Genomic DNA, 26,274 nt, shown 5'->3' on the forward strand with positions numbered 1-26,274 from the left:
AATTAGTCTACCTTATACTTACGGAACCACTTATCATTCAAAGTAAAGCCTAAATGAAAGTTAATGTATTTTTCTTTTACAAGATTATCTGTTAAAGTTCCACGCTGGCCAATTTCTGTGGTGAAATTGATTTTATAGAATGATAAGCCGTTTGCAGAAGGCAATGGAAAACCGAAACCTATCGAAGCACCCATTTGCTTAATGTCCTGATTGCCTATTTTAATGTAGGTTTTATCAAAATTAACGCCTAAACGGTAATCAACGCGTTTGAAATAACTGTTGTATGAAGTGATATCTGGCGTAAACTGACTACCCAAAGATGCGCCCCAACTGTTTTGCAAACCCTGGTTAACGTTGTTTATGCTTACATCAGCCCATTTACTCATTCTAAAATCTGCACCAATTAACCATTTATCAGTTTCCTGTATCGAAATACCGAAATTATGCGTAAGCGGTAAACTCAGGTTCGATTTTGTATTTACAACAGCACTTAATGTATCGAGTGCGGTGTTTTCATTCCCATTAGCGTCGCGGGTGTAATGTGTTGCATAAAAAGATTGTTTAGAGCTTACGTTACCCGAACTGCTGCCCGAATAGCCCAAAGTCATAGATACCTTCGGTGCCAAATCAAAATTGTACTGCACACCGTAAGAATAATTTAAACCACCTACACTTTTTTTATTCTGAAGCTTTGCATTTACTGCGCCTGTGGTAGAGTATTCGGTAGCTCTTGTGGTTAACAAATTGCCAAAAATATATTCAACGTTACCGCCAATGCTTAAGTGGTCTCCGAATTTGTAACCATAACCTAGGTACGCTTTTGATAAGCCGCCTTCTCCTTCATAAAGCTGTGCAACGGAAAGCGTATCAACTTTTACCGAATTTTTATAACTGTAACCTAAATCGGAATATGGCAGGATACCAAAACTCAATGCAGATTTTTTAGTTACCGGCACCGCGAAAGCAATGTGACTAAAAGTAGCGTTAAAGCTTGATTCACTTAAGTTGCTCCTAGACAAATCGGTAATACTCGCACTCATACCAATATCAATTGTGGTTAAATTGATGCTGGAATATGAAGCCGGGTTTTGCATATTGATGTAGTTAAACCCGTTTATTGCACCCACTGCAGTAGATATTCCACCCATTGCCCGAAGTTGTGGCAGTAAAGAACCTTTAACATTTCCAAGTCCATATCTGGAATACGGTGATGACGTGGTAACCTGTGCCTGAGCACTTAAACCACAAACTAGAACGAGTATGGCTGCAATATAATTTATTCTTTTGTACATTTTAATCTGCAATAGCTTCATTTAATCCTTTTAAAACCAAATAGGGATCTTTTATTATTTGAGGCGCAAAGATGCTGTTTTGTAATTGGTTAAACAAAAAATCTGCATCGCCACCCGTTAAAATAACCTTTAAGGCACTTTCTTTTTTATTGTTGAGGGCTATAAACCCTGAAATTTCATTTATTACGCCCTGCAAAATACCATTTTGTAGCGCCGTTTTTGTATCTCTACCCTCCGGAATTTCCATCTCCGCATTCCAGCTTACCAAAGGCAACCGACCCGTAAACTGGTGTACAGCGTTAAAGCGCATGGCTATCCCCGGACTTATACTACCGCCGAAATAGGTACTATCTGCAGCAAGCAAATCATAGGTTATGCACGTTCCGGCATCAATCACCAGACAGGAATTGCCCGGAAACGCCCCATTTGCACCCAACATAGCCGCCCACCTATCTAAACCAAGCGTTGCCGGCGTTTGATACTTATTTTGCACGCCATTTGTAAGCATCGCAGAGAAACGAATGTATGCTGTACTACGCTTCAAATAATGCTCAAGTGCATCAATTTCTTCATCTACAGTACTTATTATCGATTTGTTGATGCTATACTTTTCAATCAACAGGAGCAGTTCATCCACCGTTAAGGCCTCGAAACGCTGATAATGTATAATTTCCTTACCTGCAAAAACTGCAATCTTGGTTGAAGTATTACCGATATCAATACTTAAATTATGCATCTATCTGAATAAGAATCAATAACCCCATCTTCATATTCCCACCATCGAAAAGCACAAAAACTCTGCAATCGTGCCACAAAGCTATTAATCTTTAACAAGTTTTGAGGAATCATTTTGTTAAAAAAGGTTAAACAAAGAGAAAGTACTGCACAGAAAGTACAAACAGAAGAAAGAGTGTTTCGTAAAACCACCTTTTCTTCGCGTTGCTAAAATAATAAGCCAAAAGTACCGCTCCTGGGGGTACACAGAGTAGAAAATGCCATGTTCTAAAATCGGGCTTTAAATAAAAACTCGCCGCCGATACCAGAAACATAAAAAACAACATTTGGAAACCCTTTCTGGTGCTGATAAAACTCCTAAAAAAGTTTTCCCTTAGCTGCAGGGAGGCAAGTATGATTATCACAACAACCGGAATTAACACCAGGTAGTCGTTATAATTGATTTTAAAAACAGATGGAAACTTGTTTCCCAATGGTTTCCAGATTTGATAAAATGAGGTTAGGTTATCTTTCCAGAAATAAAATACCGCAAGAAAGAAGAACACGGTTAAAAAGCCTACCAGGCCTGCAACCCATTCCCTCCAGTTGAAAGATCGAAAAAGAAGTAATGACAAAAAAATCATCAATAACATAGCCATAAACGGGAAATAAATTAAGGTGCCAATGGCAATTATCATCCCGATATCGAATACGGTTGTTATAGAGTTTAAACTTTTGTTGAGCTTGAGAAATTTATCTATTAACCAGATTAAAAGAAAGTTACAGATTAGCGCCGGACTTAAAATCATAAATGGCAGAAACAAGCTTGCCCCGGTTATGTACATAAGCGCAGGCAGGAAACTGGGTTTTGCCAGCAGGTTATGATTGTTAATAACCCTGTTGAAAATAAGCGCCTGAATAAAGACTAACACCGTTGCAAAAAAAACATTTGTTGAAGGAGAAAAAGCCTTTTCGAAATTGATGTTAATCAACAGTCTTGCAAAAGGTTCCAGAAAATCGAAATTTAACTGGGCAGGCAATTCATAAAAGATAACAATACGCATAAAAAACGTATATGCTAACAGCAAAATGAGGTTAACTGGATTTAACTTTTTAAACTGATTAATCATGCCTTTTGTAGAATTGGCAAAGTAAAGAAATTATTTTAAGGATTGAGGAAGAAACACCAAGTATCATGTTGAATGTTCCACGGGTTTTTTCTTTGGATCCGTACTCTGTTTGCCGCAGAAATGCAGATTTACTTTTGCAACAGAAACACGGATTAACACAGAATTTTTTGTCGGTGTTGTTTGGGGATGGTAATTTTTTTCTTATAGAGATTTACTTTTGCCACGGAAACACGGATTGACACAGAATTTTTCTGTCGGTGTTGTTTTAGGATGGTAATTCTTTTCTGATAGAGATTTCCTTTTGCCACAGAAACACAGATTGACACAGAATTTTTGTCAGTGTTGTTTTAGGATGGTAATTCTTTTCTTATAAAGATTTCCTTTTGCCACAGAAACACAGATTAACACAGAATTTTTTGTCGGTGTGGTGTAGGATGGGATTGAGTAGTAATTCTTTTGGCAAAAGTTTTCAACGCCGTAGCTTATATTCTTGCGTACTTTTTAACCATGTCATCTATAATTTTTGCGGTTTCATCAGGGAAATCAAACTCATGTCTTTGCGGATTTTCTACCCATTGCTTTACAATTGGCAACCAGTTTCTGGTACTTCCCCAAATTACCGGCAAACCAAATTGTTTTAGCGCATACGCGTTACATTGTTGTTCGAACTGAAACCGCATAGGCGCAACCAAAAGCTTTTTGCCTAAAAATAGCGCTTCGGCAGGGCCCTCAAAGCCGCCACCGGTAAAAAGACCTTCACAAGTTGCAAGGCTTTTGTTAAACATTTCGTTGTTTACAGGTGAAACGGAAACATTTTGCTCCTGATAACTTTCTTTACTGTGTTTGGAGAACACCTGCCAGTTTACGCCTGGAATTTGCACCAGCAATTTTACCAGCCGGCGGTCGTCTACAGCGGGTAAGTAAACGGTATAGTGACCCAGATTTTTACTTTCCAGCTGCCTGATTTCGGAACGGATTACTGGCGTGTAAATAAAATTATCGTACCTGTCGAAATGAAAGCCGATGTGGTATTTCGTTGGCGCATAATGACTGAGAATAACCTTGCCCCAATCTATGGTTCTAGGCCTGGGCACCTTTTTAGATTTAAAAGCAGCCTGATGGCTGAGTGAAACGCATTCTATACCCTGCAATTTGCAGGCCCAGGCACTTACCGGCTCAAAATCGTTAACAATCAGGTTGTAATCCTTAAGCTGAAGTTGCTTCATGTCTTTCCTGAAACGAAAAAGATTCATGCTCAGCCAGGTTTTAAAATGATCTACACCGCCTTTTTTACCGAAGATAAAGCTGAAGCCATGCAACTGGTATTTCACCGGCTGACTGAGTTTAACATCGGCCTGGGTTCCACTTACTAAAATATCTAGCTCGCCATATTTCTGAAGCAAAGGGATAATTTCTCTCGCCCTGCTGATGTGCCCGTTGCCCGTACCTTGAATTGCGTAAAGTATTTTCATCTGATAAAGGCCGAATATCTAAAATTATCAGGCAATTTCATATTTTATATTTTGCAAAAGAATATTTATATCCAGTTTGCTTTTTAAATCTTCAGCATCCGAAAGGATGCCGTCGTCCATTTCGTCTTTAATAAAATCTTTATGGTCGTACTTAAACACCGACCAGGATTGCTCATCGTATTCAAGTGCCGTTAAACTTTCTACCCAATCACCGCTGTTTAAATACGTCACTTTACCATTATCTAAAGCTATTTCCCGCTTTTCTGGCTGGTGTATATGGCCGCAAACCACATAGTCGTATCCTTTTTCTACTGCTAATTCTGCAGCAACAAGTTCAAAGCTGTTTATAAATTTTACCGCGTCTTTAAATTTGGCTTTTATTTTTTTCGAGAAACTCATTTTCTCTCTGCCGAAAGCATTTAAAACCCAGTTAACAAAACTGTTTATTAAAATCAGTGTATCGTAACCTACAGCACCCATTTTTGCGAGCCACTTGGAGTGTTGCATCGTTACATCGAAAACATCGCCATGGAAAAACCAGGCCTTTTTACCGTTAAGTTCTAAAATAAGCTTATTTGCCAAATGAAAGGAACCCATTTCCATACCATCAAACTTTCTCAGCATTTCATCATGGTTTCCGGTGAGGTAATGAACTTCAACCCCTTCAGATACGAATTTCATCAGCTTACGAATTACTTTCATATGCGATTCGGGCCAGTAGCTTTTGCTAAATTGCCAGATATCGATAATATCGCCGTTGAGGATAAGCGTTTTTGGTTTAATGCTTTTGAGATACTTTAAAAGCTCTTTTGCATGGCAGCCATAGGTACCCAGATGTACATCGGAGATTACGACTAAATCGACATTTCTTTTATCCATAAATGAAAATTTTAGGGGCTAGGAATTGTATCACCGCTTCAGAAAAGCAGTTTAAATACTGGAAGGCTATTTTACCACTCTTCTTCCTCATCGAGTTTTACCTCAAAAGGACTAAAGAAATAAAGTACAACGATTAAAAGACAAATCGCAAAGAATGATTCTAACATATCATCTGATTTATAAACAAAGGTAAGACTCTGAATATCAAACAAATGTTACGGTATTGTTAAATTTAATCGTTTGATTAATAAGTATTTTGAGATGACTCATAAAAAAAAATACCTCCAGTCGATTATGCTGAAGGTTATTTTGAAATATTAAGTCGAAACCGACCTAATTAAGCATTAGCTACTGTCTTTTTCCTGTTTTCTGAGTAAATACCGAAACCTAATCCAAGTACTAAAATGATTGAACCCGCCAACGAAATTTTTTCACCAGTATAATAAGAATTAGGATGAAAAATGAACTCGAGCTTGTGATTTCCTGCCTCTAACTGAGCTGCCCGTAAAACGTAATCTGCTCTGAAATATGGTTTCTCTACGCCATCGATATACATTTTCCAACCCTTATTGTAGTAAATTTCTGAGAAAACTGCAATAACATCTTTAGCGGTAGAGTATTCGTAAGTAAGGTGGTCAGGATTGTAATTGGTCAGTTTGATAAAACCTTCCTGTCCGGTACCTAGCAGTTTGCTGTTCATCAGGTTTTTATAGCTTTCATCAACAATTGCCTCTTTTTTCGCATCGAAACTGCTTATGGCTTTCATCTCTTCATCAGAATTTTTAACATATTGAACGCTCGCTACAAACCACGCGTTTCCGGCAGCAGTTTGGTTGCGTTGCATTTTGTACGAGCCTGTTTTCTGGTCCTGCGTGATGATGTATTTAGTGTTCAACATATCTAAAACATCCTGATTGATGCTTTTCGAAAACTGATTTTGAATCAACTCATCAAAACGTTTCAGCTTGGCTGCGTGATAACCACCAACTGTTTTGTGGAAAGCAGATGTACTGGCATCAGAGAAAGTATTGATGGATAAATCGAACACCCTGAAATTAGGATCTTTATCTGCCGCAATAAAAGTATCCACATCACGTGGCTGAAAATAATCTGAAAGATCTCGCTTTGCTTCGAAGTTTTTATTGTTTAGGTATCTTTTATCAACCTGCCACATATCAATTAAAACTGCAAAGGTTAATAAACCGAAAGCCAGTTGCATGTTCAGTTTTTTGGTGATAAATGCCCAAACAATTCCAAAGCCAATGGCAACGAAAATGAACGAGCGAAATGCATCAGAACGTGCAATGGAAATCCTATCCTCTACTAAACCGTTTGCAATTTTTTGAGCAATTGCAGCATTGTTTTGTAAGGCTTGCGTAAGCGCCTGAACGGCATCAGCATGGTTGGCGGTTTTAAAGCTGAAAAAGAGGGTTGGCATAATCGCGATGATAAGTGAAATGCCACCTACAATACCTGCCGACCATGTCAATTTTTTAACCAGCACTTTTTGATCAATTTTTTCTTCTTGAATCTCTTTAACGGCAAGAATTGCCAGAATAGGAACAACCAAACCCACAACAGCAAGGATAGATTCGACCGCCCTGAACTTATTGTAAAGCGGGAAATAATCGAAGAATAAATCACTTACAAACGGCAGGTGCCTGCCAAATGAAAGTAGCATAAAAAGGATTGTCGTAATTAAAATCCACCATTTAAGCTGACTTTTAACGATAAACAATCCAAAAACAAACAAGAAGCAGATTATTGCACCGAAGTAATAGCCGCCTTGAGTAAATGGTTTATCGCCCCAATATTCCTGCATGTTAAAGTTTTGCGCCAATGAGCGGATTGCATTATCGGTTTGTCCAGGATCGCCTCCGGTAACTTCCGAAACTGCTTTGTACATATTGCTCTCGGGCTTTACCAATTCATCAACACCGGTTGCACCGCCATATAAATCAGGTATTAAAAAGGTAAAACTTTCACCTATACCCTGGCTCCACTGATAAGCATATTCTTTAGACATGCCCGTATCTTTACCCGCAGCAGCAGTTGCCGTTAGGTTAGATTTGCCACGGTTGGTCTCTTTTGCATATTCTGCTGTAGACCACAACAGGCCAGCATTTATCATGACCGCAAGGATAACCGAAAGCGCTAAAAAACCAAGCGACTTTCCGAGTGCGGGTAATGTTTTCGCCTTAACCGCTTTATACAACTCAACGCCAACAAAAATAATAATCGATAGCATCAGGTAATACGTCATCTGCACGTGATTGGTTCGGATTTCCAGCGCCAGAAATAAAGCAGTTAAGCTGGCTCCATACCAATAACGGCCCCGCATGGTTAGAATGATGCCTGCGATTATTGGCGCAAAGAAGCCAATTGCCAAGGCCTTACTACTGTGGCCGCTTGATATAAGCACAAAATTATATGTTGTAAAAGTAAAAGCAATTGCACCTGCCGCGGCAAGCCATGGGTTTACTTTTAATACAATAAAAAGAAAATAAGCACCTATAAGCAGCAAAAGCACAGTCCCAACCGGATTCGGTAATGCCTTCGTAATTAATGCAATGCCATAGGTTGCGCCATTATAGGCATAAGGAACCCAGATTTGAAAAGCAGGCATGCCGCCAAACATTTGGTTGGTCCACAATGGAGCAGTGCCGGTTTGCGCTTTCACGTCCATAATCTCTTTTTGCATCGCCTGCGACTGGATTACATCGCTTTGAGATGGTGCTTTGCCCTGCAAAACAGGACTGAAGTAGGCAAAACAAATGACTACAAAAATTGCAATAATGGCTATATGGGTGCCATTGTTTTTAAACCAGTTATTCATTAAGGTTTGTTTAAGTTTAAACGAACGTCAAAAATAAAAATTTGAACGGTATATTAAAGGAATAAATTGAATGCCTTTACATTAAAAATTTAGATTTGCAAAAACGACAACTCTAAGCAAAAATATTTATCATGAAAAGTACGGTAATCACACTATTATTTTCGCTATTCATATGCACATCTAATGCGCAAATCGTTGGCTTAAGCAATGAACAAATCGCGGTTTTAAAACGGAAAATTAAAGATGACCCGGAGGCAAAATCCTTATACACGAATTTCAAAGCAGCTGCAGAGGATTTTTTAGCACAGACGCCAAATCCGGTAGACACCATCCGTACTGAGGGGTTGCTTCGTGGAAACCCGAAAAAGGAGCGCACAGCCGTAGCGCTTCGCGATATGAATAAAATGTATACGCTAGCCCTGCAGTATAAAATTACAGGCGAGGAGAAATACCTCAAAAAGGCAGACGAATTTCTGCTGGCCTGGGCAAATAAAAATCAACCAAATGGCGACCCGATTGATGATACCAATTTAGATAAAGCGATAGAAGCTTACGATTTGATAAAAGATGATGTTAATCCAAAAGACAAAACTTTAATTGCTGATTGGTTGAAGGCTACGGCTTTGGCAGAGATTAACAGCAAAAGAATGAACCGAAACCAGGGCACAGGAATTAACAACTGGAATGCACATCGGTTAAAAGTAGTTGGCGAAATCGGATATGCTTTAAATAACCAGGAATTTATCAGCTGGACCATAGACCGCCTTAAAAAACACATCGAAATTAACCTCAACGAAGATGGTACAAGTCACGATTTTAAGGAGCGGGATGCCATGCATTACCACATTTACGATTTGGAACCAATGCTTAGGCTTGCTCTACTAATAAGAAGCGCCGGCGGCGGAAACTTTTACACTTATGAATCGCCAAAAGGTTCATCAATAAAAAAATCTGTTGATTGGTTAATACCGTACATCAAAGGAGAAAAACAGCATGAGGAATACGTTAACACAACCGTAAAATTTGACAGAGACCGGGCAAAAAATAATGAACCTGGCTTCGCACCGGGAACTATGTTTAAACCCTCCCTTGCCTTGCCTGTGCTAAAATTATCAGTGTATTTTGATCCGGCCCGGGCAAATTTACTTTATACACTAAACGAGAAAGGTAAAGATTGGCAAATGTTAATCGATGAAATTAAACAAAATAAATAAAGTTTCAATAATTTTTGAAAGTTTAGAAAAATAATTATATTTGTTCATGGAATTAGCAGAAGGAAAACTAAAATTTATCGAGGCATGGGGCAAATTGGGTTCTGAATGGGGCATAAACCGTACCATGGCACAAGTGCATGCACTGCTTTTAATTTCTGTTGAGGCACTTACTACGGAAGACATTATGGAGCAGTTAAGCATTTCTCGCGGGAATGCGAATATGACACTTCGCGACCTGATAGGCTGGGGCTTGATTGAAAAGCAACACAAAGCGGGAGAGCGGAAAGAGTATTTCTTTGCGGATAAGGATGTGTGGAACATTGCCAGGCAGGTTGCCAAAGAGCGGAAAAAACGCGAACTGGAACCTATTTTAAAAATTCTTGGTGAGTTATCATCCGTTACAGGTGATGAAAAAGACCCGGAGTTTAAAACTTTCAAAAAATCAGTTACAGATATCAATAAACTTGCTAAAAATGCCGACAAAACAATAGAAACCATGCTGAAAGCAGAAGAAAGCTGGTTTTGGAGTTCGATTTTGAAGGTTTTCAAATAAACTCCGCAGCGTTTTAAAGCAGAAAATATAGAGACTTCGCAAGAGTCTTATTTTTTCCGAACATACTTTCATTTTTTACTGAAACTTCTAAAATATAAATTATGAAAACATTAGCAAACCACATTATTTTATACGACGAGGAATGTCCAATGTGTTTCGCCTACACTAAAGCATTCATTAAGCTGGATATGTTGCCAAAGAATGGCCGTGAAGCCTATCAAAATCCACCTGAATCTGTTTGCCGGCTTATTGATAAACAAAGAGCTGCCAATGAAATTGCTCTGGTTAATACCGAAACCGGCGAAGTAACTTATGGGATAAACAGCTTGTTTAAAATTTTAGGAAATGCCTTACCAGTTTTTAAACCGCTCTTTAGTTTCGCTCCTTTCCATTGGTTAATGACTAAATTTTATGCCTTTGTATCCTATAACAGAAAGGTTATCATTCCTGCCACAGTTAAGGCAAACAGCTTGCAACCAAATTTTAAAATCAAATACCGGGTGGCTTATCTATTATTTACCTGGTTAATTACGGCTTACATTTTAACGTTGTATGCGAAACTGTTAACTGACTTTGTACCACTTGGAAACAGCTACCGCGAATACATCATTTGTGGCGGACAGATTTTTTTTCAAGGACTAATTATTAGTTTCCATCAAAAAGAAAAGTTGTGGCATTATCTGGGAAACATGATGACGATCTCTTTTGCAGGGTCAATATTACTGCTTGTTCCGCTCATGCTAAACCAATGGCTGGAGATTCCCCCAACTGCTTTTCTTTTTTATTTCTTAATTACAGCCGGATTGATGTTGCTCGAACACTTACGTAGAAGTAAAATTTTGAAAATTGGTGTTGCAATGAGCATTACCTGGATTTTATACAGATTAATTGTATTAGGTTTAATCTTCAGTTTATAAAGATGAAATACAGAAAAATAATCCTCGCGGGAGGCAATGGTTATCTCGGAGGCATTTTGGCGAAACATTTTAGCAGCATAGCTGATGAAGTTATAATGCTCGCCAGAAAAGCAAAAACAGATGAAGGTAATATCAAAACCCTCGTTTGGGATGGAAAAACTGAAGGCCACTGGATTGAAAACCTGGAAGGCGCAGATTTGCTGGTTAACCTTTGTGGCAAAAACGTAAACTGCCGCTACACGGCAAAAAACCGGGAGGAAATTATTAGTTCCCGCGTTTTACCAACTAAGCTTTTAAATAAAGTTTTGGAAAAGTTAGCAACACCGCCAAAGCTCTTTATCAATATAACATCAGCTACAATTTACCGCCACGCTGAAGACAGTCCTCAGGATGACCTGACCGGTACCATCGGCTACGGATTTTCGATTGACGTTTGCAAAACCTGGGAACAAGTGTTTTTTGAAACAAGCAATCCTAAAACCAGGAAGATAGCATTGCGCATGGGCATTGTTATGGGCAGAACGGACGGCGCTTTCCCACGACTTTTAAATTTAGTCAAACTGGGAATGGGCGGCAAGCAAGGCGATGGCGTGCAATATGTAAGCTGGGTACACGAACAGGATGTTGCACAAAGCATAGAATGGTTAACTGACCATAGCGAAATTAGCGGTGCGGTAAACTGTACCGCACCGAATGCCGTTAAAAATGTTGAAATGATGAGGATTTTAAGAAAAGCATATGGAGTGCCATTTGGATTACCTGCACCAGCCTGGTTATTGGAAATTGGCGCCAAAATTATAGGTACGGAAACTGAATTAATTTTAAAAAGCAGATGGGTAAAACCAACCATACTTTTGAATTCAGGATTTAAATTTCAATATGCTACAATGGAAGAAGCCTTCCACGATATTTTGAGTTTACGTGTTTAAGCAAGATGCAAAGAATAAGATTGAAAACACTGATAGATGCCTCTACCGAAATTTGTTTTGATTTATCACGAAACATTGACCTACACGTTAAATCAATGATAGATTCAAATGAAAAGGCAGTTACAGGAAAGATAACCGGATTAATCAATTTGGGAGAGTCTGTTACGTGGGAAGCCAGGCACTTCGGGATAAAATTTAAACTTACATCGCGAATAACTGATATGGAAGCTCCGTGTCGCTTCACTGATGAAATGAGTAAAGGTCCTTTTAAGTACATGAAACACCAGCATTTTTTTAAGAAAGTTGGTGATTTAACAGAGATGACAGATATTTTCGAATTTGAAGCACCTTTCGGTCTTGTTGGTTCAATCGTGGAAAAACTAATTTTAAAAACTTATCTAACAAACTTATTGGCGAAAAGAAATCTGACAATTAAACAAGCTGCAGAAACAAAAAAGTCCTGACTTTATCAGGACTTTAAATTATTTAACTTCTTCGTAATCTACAAAATCGCCAAGTTTATCCGTTTTACCCTGATTTGGTTTTGGCGGCATATAGTCGATAGAAATAGACCCTTCTGGTTTTCTTTTAGGTTGTTGTGCTTGCCCACTAGCCTGCTGTTGCATTTTACTTGCAAGGCTACCAAAAAGCATTGGCAACAAAAGGCGTATCAGAATTCTGATTACCCAAAGTACTAAAACTGCTATGAAAAGGAATTTAATTAATGGCATTCTTTTTACTGTTTGTTACAAATATAGACGTAGCGAGATTTATTTTGTTACTTTTTAACCGATTAATTGCAATTTGATTACAAATAGTTAATCTTCAACAATTTCACAAACTCTTCCAATCTGGCCATCATCTAGCCTTACTTTTATCCCTCTTGAGTGGAATGATGATGAAGTTAATAAATCTTTAACGATTCCGTAAGTAACATTTCCACTTCTTTGATCCTTTTTCAGGATTATCCCAACTTCCAAACCGGGAAATATATCTTTTCTATTTTGTCCGTCCATAATATTTTGAGGCACAAAAGTAGCGTCTATTTTGCAAACTTTTCATTAAACATTTTTTCCAGCGCAAACATTTCATCGCGGAGTTTGGCTGCCTGCAAGAAATCCATGTCCTTAGCGGCCTTCTGCATATCCTTGCGGGTATTATCGATGGCTTTTTGTAGTTCAGCTTTACCCATGTATTGAACAATTGGGTCTGCGGCAATGCTAATTTCGGCATTTTCTACATAAGCTCTCGCCTTGTTATCGCTCGCTTTCTGCGAGAAATCGAGCACAGAAGTTTGTTCCAGGATCGCTTCGCGGGATTTTCCAACCGTTAATGGCGTTATGCCGTGTTCCAGATTATAAGCAATTTGAATATCCCTACGACGATTGGTTTCCGAAATTGTTTTCTCCATACTATCAGTAATGCTATCGGCATACATAATTACCCTACCCTTATCATTTCTGGCAGCCCGGCCTATTGTTTGGATTAGTGATTTCTCCGAACGAAGAAAACCTTCCTTATCCGCATCTAAAATGGCAACCAACGTCACTTCAGGTAAATCTAACCCTTCACGCAGCAGGTTTATGCCAACTAAAACATCGAACTCTCCCAAACGCAAACCCCTCAAAATTTCAACACGCTCTAATGTTTTAATCTCCGAATGGATGTAACGGGTCTTGATGTTTAACCTATCTAAATATTTGGTTAATTCTTCGGCCATTCGTTTGGTTAAGGTGGTGACCAGAATTCGTCCACCCTGCTTAATGGTGATGTCAATTTCATCAAGCAAATCATCAACCTGGTTAATGGCCGGCCTGATTTCGATAACCGGATCCAACAACCCTGTTGGTCGAATTACCTGCTCTACAACAACCCCTTCAGATTTTTCAAGTTCATATTCGGCAGGTGTTGCGCTTACATAAATGGTTTGCGGCGCCAACGCTTCAAACTCCGTAAAATTCAAAGGTCTGTTATCTAAGGCCGCAGGTAAACGGAAGCCGTATTCTACCAGTGAGAGCTTACGGGAGCGGTCGCCACCATACATTGCACGTATTTGCGGAACCGTAACATGACTTTCATCTATCACCATCAGGTAATCATCCGGAAAATAATCAAGTAAGCAGAAGGGGCGCATACCTGGAGAGCGGCCATCAAAAAAGCGGGAATAGTTTTCGATACCGGAACAATATCCCAGCTCCTTCATCATTTCGATATCAAAGTTTGTACGTTCTTCCAGTCGTTTCGCTTCCAACAAATGCCTGTCGGCAATGAGTTGATTTTTACGAATTTCGAGCTCTTCCTGAATCCCCCAAATCGATTGATTGAACCTATCTTTCGGGGTTACGAAAAGATTAGCCGGATAAATGGCCATATCTTCAAGTTTTTCGAGTGTTTTCCCGGAAACCGGATCGATTGCTGAAAGCTCTTCTATATCATCTCCAAAAAAAGAAATGCGGTAAGCATAATCTAAGTATGCCGGAAAGATATCAACTGTATCGCCTTTTACTCTAAAGGTTCCACGTTTAAATTCTGTTGTCGTTCTTGAGTATAAGATTTCTACCAGGCTGTGTAAGAATGCGTTTCGCGAAATTCTTAACCCAACACCAAATCGAAAAACCATTCGTGAAAAGTCTTCGGGGTTCCCCATACCATAAATACAAGAAATGGAGGACACGACAATAATATCGCGGCGGCCACTCATTAAAGAAGAAGTGGTTCGCAGGCGAAGCTTTTCAATTTCTTCATTTATGCTTAAATCCTTTTCAATGTATGTATTGCTCGAAGCGATGAAGGCTTCGGGCTGGTAATAATCGTAGTAAGAAACAAAATAGTTTACGGAGTTTTCCGGAAAGAAATTTTTAAACTCGCCGTAGAGCTGGGCGGCCAGCGTTTTATTATGGCTTAATATGAGTGTTGGTTTCTGCGTTTGCTCAATAACGTTTGCTACGGTAAATGTTTTTCCGGAACCGGTAACGCCGAGCAAAGTCTGATAATGCTCATTTGCGTTTACACCATCTACAAGTTGCTTTATGGCGCTGGGTTGGTCTCCGGTTGGTTTATATGCTGAAGTAATTTTGAATTTCATCTGTGTATCAAATATACGATTTTGCGTGCAAGAACTAAACAGCCAAAAGTCAGGAATGTTGTATTCTGCGAGATTATTCAGCGAACATCAGCCGGGTAATTTGATTTGGAACAGGACGCAGTAAGTGTTCGGAATTTTTATGCCTGCTTTAATGTTCCAATACTGTCATCAAAAAAATCTTCCCCCAAAAATAAAGGCCTTGCCAGAAACTGGCAAGGCCTTTATAGCATCGTTTACCAAAGGTTGTTTATTTACCTGCAGCTTTCTGCATTGGATTTACACCAAGAGATTGGCCACGAACGGATGAAGCAGCTTTCGCTTTGAAAACCCTGAATTTGCTTTCCTTCGCTTTCCCGCCCCAGCTGTTATTTGAAGTATCAATATCAGCTGTTTCTCTTAACGGATCAACTAAAATGGATTCAACCTCTTTATCCTTTACATAGAATTTAGAGGTTTTTAATTCATTATGTCTCCAAATCTGAGCCGGAATTCTATCAATTTCTTTTGTACCATCTTTATAAGTAAACTCCACAATGATTGGCATCACCAAGCCACCTTTATTACTGAAATTAAGTTCGTAGAAAAACTTGTTTTCATATTTGGTCTGCTCTGCGCTTGGCACAGGTTCAAACGGCATTGTGCCCTGCGTTTTTACAGCAGTTGCCGTATCAACAGCAACTAAACCTCTATCGTATTTGTAATAGAAATCCTGAGTTGCGGGATTTTTATCTGTATAAAAACTGATTTTTTTATCTTCACGATTTCTAATTTTAGAAATGTCCTGGAATGCATTTACGGCAGGCTTATCAACCTTAACCATTCGTGCCCTTGCCTCGGGTATGGTTGTAGGAAAATCTGCTTTGGCAAATTTCACGGTATCCAAAGAAATATCACATGGCTCGGTTCCATAAAACCAGCCTCTCCAAAACCAATCTAAATCTTCGCCGCTGGCATCTTCCATAGTGCGGAAAAGATCGGCTGGTTGTGGATGTTTAAATGCCCATCTTCTGGAGTATTCTTTAAAAGCATAATCGAAAAGGTCTCTTCCCATAATGGTTTCACGGAGAATATTTAAACCTGTAGCAGGCTTCGAGTAGGCATTCGGACCGAAACGGGTTATGTTTTCAGAATTGGTCATAATTGGTTCCAGTTCATCTTTTGGGAGCTTCATGTAATCTACAATGGTATAAGCCGGGCCCTTCTTACTTGGAAAGGTATTATCCCAGAGTTCTTCCGTAAGGTACTCAACGAAAGAATTTAAACCTTCGTCCATCCAGGTCCACTGGCGCTCATCGCTGTTAACAATCATCGGGAAGAAGTTGTGTCCAACCTCGTGAATAATTACACCCAACATACCATTTTTAGTGCTTTCGCTATAAGTTCCGTCAGCATCTGTACGGCCATAGTTAAAACAAATCATCGGGTATTCCATTCCATTTGCCGCCTCAATACTTTGGGCAACCGGGTAAGGGTAAGGAATTGTAAAATCGGAATAGGTTTTGATGGTGTGTGCTACGGCCCGGGTAGAGAATTTGCTGTACAAATTGTAGGCTTCTTTACCATAAAAACTCATACACATTACAGTATTATTATTTGCAGCAATTTTTTGTGGCATCGCATCCCAAATAAACTTACGGGAAGAAGTCCAGGCAAAATCGCGAACGTTATTAGCCTGAAAAACCCAGGTTTTGGTACCGGAAGCTTTTTTACCTTCGGCCGTTTTGGCTTCTGCAAGGGTTTGTATTTCTACAGGAGCAGTTGCCGTTTTTGCAGAATTGTATCTGCTTAACTGCGCAGGGTTTAGCACTGCACTATAATTGATGCACTCACCTGTAGATCCCACAAGGTGATCGGCTGGAACCGTCATTTGCACTTTGAAATCGCCAAAAGTTAGTGCGAATTCGCCCCTGCCCGTAAACTGGTGATTCTGCCAGCCTTGAAAGTCGCTGTAAACGCACAAACGTGGGTACCACTGCGTCATGGTAAAAAGATAATTTCCATCTGCCGGGAAAAACTCATAACCACCTCTACCGCCAACAGTCATCCTATCGGTAATTTTGTAATTCCAGTCGATGTTGAAAATATACTTCTGCCCCGTTTTCAATGCAACAGGCAAATCAATTCGCATCATCGTTTTGTTAACGGTGTAGCTTAATTTTTTTCCTGTAGCATCGGTGAGTTTCAATACATTAATACCGAAGCCGTTATTGGCTTTCGAAGCTAAATTATCGATGCTTTGTGTGGTGCCAACCGTTGGCATCTTGGTAGCATCCTGGTAGTTTGAACTCTTATCGGTGCTGTGCTCATTCTCATCGAGCTGTAACCAGATGTAGGTTAAAGGATCTGGCGAGTTGTTGGTGTAGGTTACGGTTTCACTCCCTGTTAAGAGCAAGTTTTTCTCATCGAGCGAGCATTTAATGTTGTAATCTGCACGTTGTTGCCAGTATTTTACACCGGGGGCACCACTTGCTGTACGCTGCTCGTTCGGCGTTGGCAAAATGGTTCCCAATTGTTCAAATTTGTTGCCGTGGTTACTACCAGGATTGTTTTGAATGTTCTGGGCCATTACCAAACTGCCGGCAAAAAGCATCAGGCCGGTTAAAGTAAATAGTTTATTCATCGTTTATGTTCTGTTAAAATGGAATTCTTTCTAAAGCCATTTTTAAAGCCAGGCTAAATACGGCTGCTGATACAAATAACACCCAACTCGGGCGCTTAATTTTACTGTAATTAAACAGCATAAAGGTAAGGCCTAAGATAATAATTACCATGAAAATCTGCCCGGCTTCCAAGCCAACATTAAATCCAAAAAGGCCCCAGCCAATGTTTTGGTCTTTTGCCAGCATAATCCGTATCGAATTTGCAAAGCCCATACCGTGTATCAAACCAAAAATTAATGCCAGATAGTAATTTATCTTTATAGATTGTAATGAAAAATCCCTTCTAAATAAATTACTTACCGCAGTAAATACAATTGTACACGGAATCAAAAACTCAACCCATTTGCTTTCAAAGCGGATTACATCCGTTACACTTAAAAATAAAGTTAACGAATGCCCGATTGTGAAGGCGGTTACCAAAATTAAAACCTGTTTAATATTTTTATAACTATAAATTGCAACAAGTGCTAAAATAAATAACTGATGATCCAAGGCATCGGCACTTATAATATGTTCCCACCCCAATTTGAAGTAAAAGATGAAATCTTGTAACGGCATTTATAATAAATTAGCTTTGTGAGCGAAGCTTTAGTACTTTTGAAGCCTTAAAATTAGAGTTTTAATTATAAAAACGATAAAATCATTAAAATGCATTTCTTAAATACCAAATTTGTTACTTTATTATTGGTTTTTGCGCTGGGTGGCATGTATAAAGAAAGCAAACATCCGCTACATGTAAGCACAACGGAAGTGAACATAAATGCGAAGGACAAAACGCTTGAAGTTAGTACAAGGATATTTAGCGATGATTTTGAGGCGATCCTAGTGAAACTCTACAAGCAAAAAACCGACTTGAGTAATCCTAACCTAAAAGCTCAAATGGACGCTTTGGTGAAAAAATATTTGTTGTCGCATTTACAGATTAAGGCAAACGGAAAGGTTGTTGCATTGAATTATATTGGTTTTGAAATAGACCATGAGGCGACAAACATCTATTTGGAAGCTGAAAAAGTTACACCGCCAAAAGCGGTTGAAGTAAATAGCACAGTACTATACGATATGTTTGACGACCAGATGAGTATAATTCATGTTGTAAAAGGTGCCAATAGAAAAAGTAGCAAAGTGCTGTATCCGGATAGGAGTTTCACCGCAAACTTTTAAATGTAATTTTTGTATTAACTAATTAAAAAGCAGCTTATTTCCTTTAATTTTAGCATACCCAAAGGTGTTATTTACATTTTCAAGCGGCAGTAACCGGCAGGAGAATGATTTTATTTTACTTTGGTTTGTACATCCCATCTGGTAAGTAATTATGCATATAATTGTCTATTCCCAACTTTTAACGCCAAGGATAAAGTACATTTTTAACTTTATTTTCAATGCTGTTTTAAAAGTTGAAACAGAATTTACCGGAAATAAAGAACATTTTCTGCAAAGCGGACACGTGAAAATAAGTTATGGCGACAAGCCTCTTGGTGATGAACTTTTTTTCAAGCATGTAGGTCTACTGTTATCGAACAAAGTTGAGATAATTAAGCTAAAAACGATTCCGTTTGGAGATTACCAGGTTCCTTTCCCCGTTGAAGATGCCGCATTGCCTTTTGATGTTTTCGCAGCATCTTTTTTTATTTTAAGCAGATACGAGGAGTATGTTCACCACTTTAACTCGGACCAGGATTTTACGGCAAAAGACAGCTTGCAGCATAAGTGGAAGCTTTTGCCGAGGCCAATAATTGATGAATGGGCCCTGTTGTTGAAGAATATGGTGAAGAAGAAATATCCTTCTTTTAAATTTCCAGAGAAAAAATTTCAACATTACCCGACCATAAACTTTACCCTAAAGCCAGATGTGCCAACAGGTTTTTTGCCAAAAACAAAGTTTATGTTTAGGACGCTGTTTGATAAAAAACAGAAGTTTTTGAGCACTGTCTTCGATGAAGTGACGGGCTTAGGTGTTAATCCGCAGCAAATAATCCACGACTTAACTTTTGACACCCTAAAAGGAAAAGCTATTTATTTTATCAGCTTTCCTGAGGATGAAAAAAACAGGCTAACTTTTAACAACAGCGCTACATTTTTAAGCGATAAACAACTCGGTTTACTCCAACCCTGTTCAACAGATAAGGAAAAATCTGCCGCCTTGAAGAGTGGTTTATTACACCTCGCTAAAATGCAGTCGAATAACATCAATTATAAAAGCCAGCAATTAGATCTGCTAAAACTTCCGGCCTGTTACCTAAGCCTGCTTTCATCGGGCATTAGTGCAGATTATTCTATGGGCTATCCAGACAAAACTGGCTTCAGAGCGGGAACATGTACTTCTTTCAACTGGTATGACTTACAACTTGAGAAAGTAACGCCAATTCAAGTAAATTCATATGCAATTTCCGACGCAGCAATTCATTATCAGTCTGTTGCCGACGCAATAAACACGATAAAAGACCTTATTGACGCTGTAAAACTTGTAGATGGACAATTTTATAGCAGCTGGCAACTGAAAAATCTATCAGAAAATGTTAAATTTAAAAAATGGAAGGCTCTTTTTAACGAAATGCTAAAATATGCCGGCTAAATGAATGTTATGACCTTCGACCTAAGCAAAACAAAATCCATCGCAAACACCTTCATTGCGGAGTTGCGTGATGAAAACATTCAAAAAGATTCGATGCGTTTCCGCAAAAACCTGGAACGATTGGGGGAATTTTTTGCTTATGAGATTAGCAAAACACTAAAATTCACTTCAAAAGAAGTGGTTACTCCACTGGGAACTTCGCAATGCGAGTTTTTGGAAACACAACCCGTTTTGGCAACCATTTTACGTGCCGGCCTGCCGCTGCAGCAAGGCCTGCTTAATATTTTCGACAAGGCCGAGTGTTGTTTTATTTCTGCCTACCGTAAAGTTAAAAAAAACGGAGATTTCATTATTCAGATGGATTACATTTCCACGCCCGATTTAGATGGCCGGATTTTAATTATGGCCGACCCAATGCTGGCTACAGGTCAAAGTATGGTGATGTGCTGTAAAGAACTTATTAACAGGTATAAAATTGCGGAGCTGCATATCGTAGCTGCAATTGCAAGCACCGAAGGTGTTGCACATGTAAAAGCCAATTTGCCAAAGGCAAAACTTTGGTTCGGTGCCATTGATGAAGAAATGACCAGCAAATCTTACATTGTTCCTGGTTTAGGCGATGCCGGTGATTTGGCCTACGGAGAAAAGGTTTAGTTATGATTTGCTGATTTTAGAGGAACTCAGAGCCTGAGCATTTCTAACAGTTTTACAATTTATCAATCGAGCGATTTAACGCAACAGCATTCAGCGCTTTGGAGACAATAAATTTTACATTTTAACCCACGCCAACCAATTGCAATACTTCAACAAAAAACACATTTTCTTCGATTTAGACCACACTATTTGGGATTTTGACCGCAATGCAGAAGAGACACTAAACGAGCTTTATGACACTTATAAATTGGGCGAACTTGGACTAAAATCGTGTGCTGATTTTATTGCGACCTATACCGAAAATAACCACCAGCTTTGGGCTGATTATCATTTGGGAAAAATAACCAAGGATTTTTTAAGGGCAGAAAGATTCAGCAAAACTTTTATTCAGCTAGGAATTCATCCCGATGCAGTGCCAAATCAATTTGAAAATGATTATGTGAGCATTTCGCCTACCAAAACAAATTTGTTTACCGGTGCCGAAAATGTACTTGCCTATTTGCAGGAGAAATACACTTTACACATCATATCCAATGGCTTTAAAGAAACTACGCTAACAAAAATGAATTTGTCTGGCTTAAACCCATATTTCGAAAATGTTATTATTTCTGAAGATGTTGGCGTTAACAAGCCTAACCCTATGATTTTTGAATATGCACTTGAAAAAGCGAATGCCAACAAAGAAGAGAGTATTATGATTGGCGACAGTTTGGAAGCAGATGTTTACGGCGCATTAAATTTCGGTATGGAAGCTATCTTTTTCAATCCAACCCAGAAAGAGAAACCAAAAGATGTAGACAAAGAAATTATTCAACTCGGAGAATTGTTGACTTTACTGTAAACCGCCTAACCATTTACCCATGAATACAAGCAAAGTTAAGATTTCGCTCCACCTCATCATCGATGCTTACAAAGCAAAGCTTTCTTCTTATTCGGATGAGCGCTTTGAAACAACTCCGCCTATTGGGGGCTGGAGCTTTAGCGAGGTTTATGCTCACATATTCGATTCGAGCCTGCTTTCTTTAATTGCCCTCGAACACAGCGCCACAGGTAAAGGCGAAAACCGACCAACACATTTCGTTGTAAAACTGATTTTACTTTTAGGTTCTCTGCCGCCTGCGAAGAAATATAAGGTGCCGAAAAGACTGGCGGACCGGGTTAAAAAAATCAGTAAAACGGAGGCGCTGGATTTTATCCTGGAATTTGAAAAAGCCTTAGAAAATACTTTCCCCACCATATCAAATGCAAGCAAATACTCCAAAACAAAACATCCAAGAATGGGCTATTTGAATGCGCAGCAATGGCTACGTTTTATAGAAATCCATCTTAAACACCACTTAAAGCAATTGGTTAGGATAGAAAAAAGCTTTGAAACGCAAAAATAAGCTTTGCTTAATCTTCTATTTTAGAATGATGTTTGGTATCCTTCATTGTGGTGTATAAGATTAGTGAAATTAATATGCAGCCCGTTACATACCAATAGAAATAGTTCTCGTGGCCAATATTTTTAAACCATAATGCAAAATATTCTGCCGTTCCGCCAAAAATGGCGACTGTTAACGCATAGGGCAAACCTACCCCTAAAGCCCTTATTTCTGCAGGAAAAAGTTCTGCTTTTACCACCGCATTAATGCTCGTGTAACCACTTACAATAATCAGGGCGGCAATCATCAATAGAAAAATAAATGTTGTATTGCTTGCATTGGATAAGCCTGTTAAAATTGGAACTGTACATAGCGTGCCTAAAATTCCGAATCCGATTAGTAATGGTTTCCGCCCGATTTTATCAGATAAAAGCCCAAATAAGGGTTGCATAATCGCAAATACAAGAAGTGAAACAAACGATAATGTTGTTGATGTTTCTTTGCTTAAGTGTACGGTATTTACAAGAAACTTTTGCATGTAGGTACTGAAAGTATAAAAGGCAATGGTGCCGCCCAGGGTTAAACCTACAACAGTAAAAATCTCTTTTGGATATTTCATCAGCACTGCGATACCGCCTTTTTTTTCTTCTTTATTTTTGATTTTAAATGCTGCAGTTTCGTCGATATGTCTTCGTAAGTAAAGGGCAATAAACGAAAGAATGGCCCCGATAAAAAAGGGAATTCGCCAGCCCCAATCATGGAGTTCGGCTGGTGTTAAAAGCCAGTTTTGTAAAACCAGTTGAATACCAAGGGCTAATAATTGTCCGCCGATTAAGGTAACATATTGAAAACTCGAATAAAATCCACGATGTTTTTTAGCTGCCATTTCGCTCAGGTAAGTTGCTGAAGTTCCGTATTCACCACCTGTGCTTAGCCCCTGGATTAACCTCGCAAATACAAGCAGAAGTGGCGCTGCAACACCAATTTGTTTGTACCCTGGCGTTAAACCGATAATTAACGAGCCAATGGCCATGATTAAAACAGAAAGGGTCATGGATTTTTTACGGCCCATTCTATCAGCAATGCTGCCGAAAAGCCAGCCACCAATAGGGCGCATTAAAAAACCAACAGCGAATATACCGGCCGTATTTAAAAGCTGAGCCGTTGGATTGCTGTTCGGAAAAAATGCCGGCGAAAAATACAAAGCAAAGGCAGAATAAGTGTACCAATCATACCATTCGACCAAATTCCCTACCGAACCGCCAAAAATAGATTTTAACCGGTACTTAACTTCGCCTACTTCTCCCAATTCGTTTAATGCCTGACTCATAACGTAAAAATAACTTCATTTTAAAAAGAGATGTTAAACACAAGTCGCCATCTTTTGTTTATTATATCGTAATATAGCCTCAGAATAATTTACTTGCAAGAACGTATTTAAAAAATCACTAAGTCGTTGGTTTAAAATCAAATCTTTACAACATGAAAGATAACTTCTCTACACAGGCAGCCGAATATGCAATTTACCGCCCAACCTACCCAAAAGAGCTTTATGATTACCTCTTCGGCCTGGTTAATAACAGAGATTCCGCTTGGGATTGCGCAACTGGTAACGGACAAGTTGCCAGCGTTTTAGCGCAGCATTTTAAGGCGGTTTACGCTACTGACATTAGCGAAAAACAATTGAACGAGGCACGAAAATTACCGAACATTGTCTACCGGGTAGAATCATCGGATAAGGCCGATGTGACCGACAACAGTTTCGATTTAATAACCGTTGCACAGGCCATACACTGGTTTAATTTTGAGGCTTTTTATGCCGAGGTGAAACGAACGCTTAAGCCCCATGGAGTTTTGGCCGTTATTGGTTACGGTTTAATGTTTATCGATAAAAAGGTAGACAGGGCAATTCATAAATTGTATGAAGACATTCTTGGAAAATACTGGGATAGTGAACGCAGGTATATAGAAGAAGGTTATAAAACGATTCCGTTTCCATTTGAAGAAATCGTTGCGCCACATTTTCAGATAAAAACTTCGTGGAATTTTAATCAGATGATAGGTTATCTGAATACCTGGTCAGCCTTGCAACATTACAAGAAAGCAAATGAGCGAAATCCACTCGAATACATGTTTACCGAACTAAAAGAGGCCTGGGGTAGCGACGCAACCAAAGATGTACATTTCCCAATTTTATTAAGGGTTGGCAGATAATGTTTATCATTAAAAAACCAGGGCCAGGCAAAGCTGGCTTGGTTTTCTTCACTTTTATGTGCTTCGCTTTTGCGGGCGAATGCCTTAGTGATTGTGCTTAACCTTTCATTTTAGCAAATCCATAATACCCAAAACAGTCAGTTTATTCTGCTCGCCACTTTGCATATCTTTCAATGTTAACTCGCCGCTGGCAATTTCATCGCCACCGATTAAAATAACATAAGGGATATTTTTTGCATCTGCATAAGCCATTTGTTTTTTCAGCTTCGCTGATGATGGATAAAGTTCGGCAGGTATGCCAGCATTCCTGAATTGTTGTAAAATTGGCAAAGCATATTTTTCTGCCTCAGTATCGAAATTGCTGATTAAAACTTTTGTACCAACTTCTGCTGATGCCGGGAAAAGATCGAGTTCTTCAAGCACGTCATAAATTCTGTCGGCACCAAAAGAAACGCCAACACCTGTTAAATCTTTTAAGCCAAACATGCCTGTTAAATCATCATAACGGCCACCACCACCAATGCTGCCCATGGCAACTTCATTGGTTTTAACCTCGAAAATACAACCGGTGTAATAATTTAACCCACGAGCCAGGGTAATGTCTAAATCAATTTTTGCTGTTAGTGGCAGCGCATAAGAAATTAAACTTTCTACATAGTCGAAAACCTGTTCAATTTCGGCAATGCCTTTCAAACCTGTTTCAGATTCTGCCAGAACCTCTTTTAAACTGATTATTTTCTCTTCGTTAGTTCCTTGCAGCAAAATCACCGGGCGGAGTTTGTCTAAATCATCTTCAGTAAAACCACGTTCTAACAGCTCTTTGCTGACGCCATCCAAGCCAATTTTATCTAACTTATCTATGGCAACCGTCATGTCGATGATTAGATCGGGTTTACCTATAATTTCAGCAATGCCTGATAGAATTTTTCTATTATTAATTTTTATCGTGAAGTCTTTCAAACCTAATTTGGCTAAAGCTTCGTTGTAAATCAGTATAAATTCGGCTTCGTTTAATAAACTTTCTGAACCAACAACATCAACATCGCACTGATAAAATTCCCTGTACCTACCTTTTTGCGGCCTGTCGGCCCGCCAAACTGGCTGCACCTGGAAACGTTTAAAAGGTAGCGTGATTTCATGCTGATGCATCACCACGTAACGGGCAAATGGCACAGTCAAATCATAACGAAGTGCTTTTTCTGAAATTAGAGGGATTAGCTTATTGCTATTCTCTTCTTCGGAGAAGTCGAATGATTTCTTCTTTGCATCTTTTAAATACTCCCCGCTGTTCAGAATTTTAAAAATCAGTTTATCCCCTTCATCGCCATATTTTCCGGTAAGGGTAGAAAGGTTTTCGAAGCTTGGTGTTTGAATCTCTGCATAGCCATATTTTTTAAAAACCGATTTGATGGTATCGTAAATAAAATTACGCTTAACCATTTCTACAGGTGAAAAATCGCGTGTTCCTTTTGCTAAAGAAGGTTTAATAACTGACATAGCCGCAAAAGTACAAAAAGGTTTAATAACCATAGAGATGTTTTACAGCAAGATTGGAAAGGTTCTGAGAAATGAGGATGCATTTTATTATCATAACGACAACGAAGAATTTTGCAAGCGATAAAGCACTCCCCTCAATTGGATGGCCAATAAGAGTTTGTTGCCGAACGGCAATAAATTTAATTCGTATCCTTGCCCTTTCTATCAACCAATGTTATAAAAACAATAAATGTCATTTTGTAATCCTGCTCTTGCTTTCAAACCACCTTGCCGAACGGCGATGAACTTTGAT

Annotated in this window: 24 protein-coding genes; 11 read left to right on the top strand and 13 right to left on the bottom strand. The window is 39.0% G+C overall.

Annotated features, from left to right (window positions below; genetic code table 11):
• Window positions 1–2: 2 nt before the first annotated feature.
• From ASG14_RS18850 to ASG14_RS18875, 6 genes are all read right to left on the bottom strand, one after another.
• Entirely contained in the window at window positions 3–1,313 is a 1,311-nt protein-coding gene (locus ASG14_RS18850; RefSeq protein WP_082491717.1) for a hypothetical protein, read from the bottom strand.
• Window positions 1,294–2,028: a type III pantothenate kinase gene (locus tag ASG14_RS18855; RefSeq protein WP_056872632.1), complete on the bottom strand. Its 735-nt coding sequence runs from the start codon at window positions 2,026–2,028 to the stop codon at window positions 1,294–1,296. Before ASG14_RS18855 ends, ASG14_RS18850 begins: the two co-directional genes overlap by 20 nt.
• A gap of 127 nt (window positions 2,029–2,155) precedes the next feature.
• Window positions 2,156–3,136, bottom strand: coding sequence for a DUF6427 family protein (locus ASG14_RS18860; RefSeq protein WP_056872633.1), 981 nt, complete (start codon window positions 3,134–3,136; stop codon window positions 2,156–2,158).
• A gap of 482 nt (window positions 3,137–3,618) precedes the next feature.
• On the bottom strand, window positions 3,619–4,608 hold the full coding sequence (locus ASG14_RS18865) for a glycosyltransferase family protein (RefSeq protein ID WP_056872634.1): 990 nt from the start codon (window positions 4,606–4,608) through the stop codon (window positions 3,619–3,621).
• 27 nt (window positions 4,609–4,635) lie between these two features.
• Window positions 4,636–5,487 (bottom strand): UDP-2,3-diacylglucosamine diphosphatase, encoded by an 852-nt coding sequence (locus ASG14_RS18870; RefSeq protein WP_056872635.1) that lies wholly within the window; start codon window positions 5,485–5,487, stop codon window positions 4,636–4,638.
• A 337-nt stretch (window positions 5,488–5,824) separates the two neighbouring features.
• Window positions 5,825–8,323 (bottom strand): YfhO family protein, encoded by a 2,499-nt coding sequence (locus ASG14_RS18875; RefSeq protein ID WP_056872636.1) that lies wholly within the window; start codon window positions 8,321–8,323, stop codon window positions 5,825–5,827.
• Between the two features lie 131 nt (window positions 8,324–8,454).
• On the opposite strand from ASG14_RS18875, the gene ASG14_RS18880 reads away from it, so the two are divergent.
• The 5 genes from ASG14_RS18880 to ASG14_RS18900 all read left to right on the top strand — a co-directional run bounded on the left by ASG14_RS18880 (window position 8,455) and on the right by ASG14_RS18900 (window position 12,400).
• The gene (locus ASG14_RS18880; RefSeq protein WP_056872637.1) at window positions 8,455–9,537 is read left to right on the top strand and encodes an alginate lyase family protein; all 1,083 of its coding nucleotides are present in this window, start codon (window positions 8,455–8,457) and stop codon (window positions 9,535–9,537) included.
• Between the two features lie 46 nt (window positions 9,538–9,583).
• Window positions 9,584–10,090 carry a GbsR/MarR family transcriptional regulator gene (locus ASG14_RS18885; protein ID WP_056872638.1) on the top strand — a complete coding sequence of 169 codons (507 nt, stop codon included), beginning with the start codon at window positions 9,584–9,586 and terminating at the stop codon, window positions 10,088–10,090.
• Window positions 10,091–10,191: 101 nt separating this feature from the next.
• The gene (locus tag ASG14_RS18890; RefSeq protein WP_056872639.1) at window positions 10,192–11,007 is read left to right on the top strand and encodes a DCC1-like thiol-disulfide oxidoreductase family protein; all 816 of its coding nucleotides are present in this window, start codon (window positions 10,192–10,194) and stop codon (window positions 11,005–11,007) included.
• A gap of 2 nt (window positions 11,008–11,009) precedes the next feature.
• Window positions 11,010–11,936, top strand: a complete 927-nt coding sequence (locus tag ASG14_RS18895) for a TIGR01777 family oxidoreductase (RefSeq protein WP_056872640.1) — start codon at window positions 11,010–11,012, stop codon at window positions 11,934–11,936.
• A 5-nt stretch (window positions 11,937–11,941) separates the two neighbouring features.
• Window positions 11,942–12,400 carry an SRPBCC family protein gene (locus ASG14_RS18900; RefSeq protein WP_056872641.1) on the top strand — a complete coding sequence of 153 codons (459 nt, stop codon included), beginning with the start codon at window positions 11,942–11,944 and terminating at the stop codon, window positions 12,398–12,400.
• 18 nt (window positions 12,401–12,418) lie between these two features.
• Here ASG14_RS18900 and ASG14_RS18905 read toward each other — a convergent pair whose 3' ends face one another.
• The 5 genes from ASG14_RS18905 to ASG14_RS18925 form a co-directional block, all read right to left on the bottom strand.
• Entirely contained in the window at window positions 12,419–12,667 is a 249-nt protein-coding gene (locus ASG14_RS18905) for a DUF4834 family protein (RefSeq protein ID WP_056872642.1), read from the bottom strand.
• 87 nt (window positions 12,668–12,754) lie between these two features.
• The gene (locus tag ASG14_RS18910; protein WP_056872643.1) at window positions 12,755–12,952 is read right to left on the bottom strand and encodes a YwbE family protein; all 198 of its coding nucleotides are present in this window, start codon (window positions 12,950–12,952) and stop codon (window positions 12,755–12,757) included.
• Between the two features lie 26 nt (window positions 12,953–12,978).
• Window positions 12,979–15,021, bottom strand: coding sequence for an excinuclease ABC subunit UvrB (gene uvrB / locus ASG14_RS18915; protein ID WP_056872644.1), 2,043 nt, complete (start codon window positions 15,019–15,021; stop codon window positions 12,979–12,981).
• 247 nt (window positions 15,022–15,268) lie between these two features.
• Window positions 15,269–17,641: a M1 family metallopeptidase gene (locus ASG14_RS18920; RefSeq protein WP_056872645.1), complete on the bottom strand. Its 2,373-nt coding sequence runs from the start codon at window positions 17,639–17,641 to the stop codon at window positions 15,269–15,271.
• Between the two features lie 13 nt (window positions 17,642–17,654).
• Entirely contained in the window at window positions 17,655–18,239 is a 585-nt protein-coding gene (locus ASG14_RS18925) for a HupE/UreJ family protein (RefSeq protein WP_056872646.1), read from the bottom strand.
• Between the two features lie 90 nt (window positions 18,240–18,329).
• On the opposite strand from ASG14_RS18925, the gene ASG14_RS18930 reads away from it, so the two are divergent.
• The 5 genes from ASG14_RS18930 to ASG14_RS18950 all read left to right on the top strand — a co-directional run bounded on the left by ASG14_RS18930 (window position 18,330) and on the right by ASG14_RS18950 (window position 22,292).
• Window positions 18,330–18,842 carry a DUF6702 family protein gene (locus tag ASG14_RS18930; protein WP_056872647.1) on the top strand — a complete coding sequence of 171 codons (513 nt, stop codon included), beginning with the start codon at window positions 18,330–18,332 and terminating at the stop codon, window positions 18,840–18,842.
• A 151-nt stretch (window positions 18,843–18,993) separates the two neighbouring features.
• Window positions 18,994–20,253, top strand: coding sequence for a hypothetical protein (locus ASG14_RS18935; protein ID WP_056872648.1), 1,260 nt, complete (start codon window positions 18,994–18,996; stop codon window positions 20,251–20,253).
• Between the two features lie 9 nt (window positions 20,254–20,262).
• Window positions 20,263–20,907, top strand: coding sequence for a uracil phosphoribosyltransferase (gene upp, locus ASG14_RS18940; RefSeq protein WP_056872747.1), 645 nt, complete (start codon window positions 20,263–20,265; stop codon window positions 20,905–20,907).
• Window positions 20,908–21,046: 139 nt separating this feature from the next.
• Window positions 21,047–21,748 carry a YjjG family noncanonical pyrimidine nucleotidase gene (locus tag ASG14_RS18945; protein ID WP_056872649.1) on the top strand — a complete coding sequence of 234 codons (702 nt, stop codon included), beginning with the start codon at window positions 21,047–21,049 and terminating at the stop codon, window positions 21,746–21,748.
• A gap of 19 nt (window positions 21,749–21,767) precedes the next feature.
• The gene (locus ASG14_RS18950) at window positions 21,768–22,292 is read left to right on the top strand and encodes a DinB family protein (RefSeq protein WP_056872650.1); all 525 of its coding nucleotides are present in this window, start codon (window positions 21,768–21,770) and stop codon (window positions 22,290–22,292) included.
• Between the two features lie 7 nt (window positions 22,293–22,299).
• Here ASG14_RS18950 and ASG14_RS18955 read toward each other — a convergent pair whose 3' ends face one another.
• Window positions 22,300–23,601, bottom strand: coding sequence for an MFS transporter (locus ASG14_RS18955; RefSeq protein WP_056872651.1), 1,302 nt, complete (start codon window positions 23,599–23,601; stop codon window positions 22,300–22,302).
• Between the two features lie 152 nt (window positions 23,602–23,753).
• Here ASG14_RS18955 and ASG14_RS18960 point away from each other — a divergent pair, with 152 nt between their 5' ends.
• Window positions 23,754–24,485, top strand: a complete 732-nt coding sequence (locus ASG14_RS18960) for a class I SAM-dependent methyltransferase (RefSeq protein WP_056872652.1) — start codon at window positions 23,754–23,756, stop codon at window positions 24,483–24,485.
• Between the two features lie 105 nt (window positions 24,486–24,590).
• Here the strand turns inward: ASG14_RS18960 and hisS are convergent, their stop codons facing one another.
• Window positions 24,591–25,982 (bottom strand): histidine--tRNA ligase, encoded by a 1,392-nt coding sequence (hisS, locus tag ASG14_RS18965; RefSeq protein WP_056872653.1) that lies wholly within the window; start codon window positions 25,980–25,982, stop codon window positions 24,591–24,593.
• Window positions 25,983–26,274 lie beyond the last annotated feature (292 nt).

The organism is Pedobacter sp. Leaf194 (assembly GCF_001423945.1).
Classification (GTDB): Bacteria; Bacteroidota; Bacteroidia; order Sphingobacteriales; family Sphingobacteriaceae; genus Pedobacter.